Below are 1,378 nucleotides of genomic sequence, written 5' to 3'. Positions count from 1 at the left end.
ACGCATATACCAAGAGAGCAAGTAAGGAAACAATAGGAACAATTAGCAATGCAGTATTATTTATTTCTCTTAAAATAAGTTTGCCACAACTCAATGATGACAGACGAGGTAAGTAATAAGTGCTTAGAGCAATCGTTATAACACCTAGGTATACCTCTGAAATTTTCCATACAGCTTGCCAATTCCCAGCAGCTTCCCACCCAACATTACTTACCAATATATTCCTGACCAAAATCAATGATACAGGCATAGTTAAAGAACTAGTCAAAGCCATTAGCATATAATGACCAATAGCCATTCTTTCTACTTTTTCTGTTTTCCCCCAGAAATAACGTATCTTAAACCAAGGTTGCCGTAAATTCCCAGCAAGCATAACACCACCGATTAAAGCACTTTGTACTGATGCTGCAAACAAAGCCCCATTGAGATTTGCCTCCATAATCATGTATAGCATCACTAAACCAGAGACTATCGAAGACATCATGCCAAAAATAATAAATCGACGATAATTCTGTAAACCATTAATCACCGAGTTTAAAAAAGTACCGATCGCAGCTAAAGGCAATGAAATTACTGTAACAATAATTACCCAGTAAAATTGGGTATCATTAAATAACCATTGAGATATAGCGTTTGAAAATAAAATTGTTAACGGCAGAACTATTGACAGAATCACTAGTACCCATTGGAGTGATGCTTTCCACCATGGGGCACATGCATCATATCCTGCATCTTGTTTTTCCGCAGTATACCGCACTATACCACTGCCAACAGGTGAATTAATGACTCCATTTAGAGTTGCAATCAAGCTTTGGATTTGCCCTAGCATAGCCATACCTGTTGGACCAGTATATATAGCAACAACTTTAGCAATAACAAACCCCATGCCCATACGTAACAGGGTTAACAACCCTGACATAGCAGTGACCTTTAGCAAACGCCTCATGCAACAAAACCGTTTATTGCATTAATAACATGAGAAACGGCTTCATTACTCATTGTGGGATCGAGAGGGAGAGATAGAACCTCTTGGTGAAGGGTCTCAGTCAATGGTAAAGAAAAACAATTCCATTCCCGATATGCTTGCTGTTTATGAGGAGGAATCGGGTAATGGATAAGAGTTTGGACACCTTGCTCACTCAGCCACCGCTGTAACTCTTCCCTTTTAGCTGAGCGAATAACAAATAAATGCCATACATGTCCACTTTCAACCACTACTTGTGGTAGAGTGATCAACGAGTTGTTAATATTTTCACGATACATTATCGCAATCTGTTGACGCCGCAGTGTTTCATCTTCCAGATATGGGAGTTTAACCCGTAGCATGGCAGCCTGAATCTCATCTAGGCGACTATTTACACCTTGGTAGAGATTCTCA

General features: G+C 39.5%; 2 protein-coding genes. Both read right to left on the bottom strand.

What is annotated here, in order from left to right:
* The coding region (locus tag LD28_RS23100; RefSeq protein ID WP_156120230.1) for an O-antigen translocase at positions 1-919 on the bottom strand (919 nt) is incomplete at its 3' end.
* A 23-nt stretch (positions 920-942) separates the two neighbouring features.
* Positions 943-1,378: DegT/DnrJ/EryC1/StrS family aminotransferase (locus LD28_RS22475; protein ID WP_193354314.1), on the bottom strand; the 436-nt coding region annotated here is incomplete at its 5' end.

Source organism: Aeromonas finlandensis (assembly GCF_000764645.1).
Classification (GTDB): Bacteria; Pseudomonadota; Gammaproteobacteria; order Enterobacterales; family Aeromonadaceae; genus Aeromonas; species Aeromonas finlandensis.
Note: the sequence above shows the minus strand (reverse complement) of the source record. Positions and strands in the feature narration are given on the sequence as shown.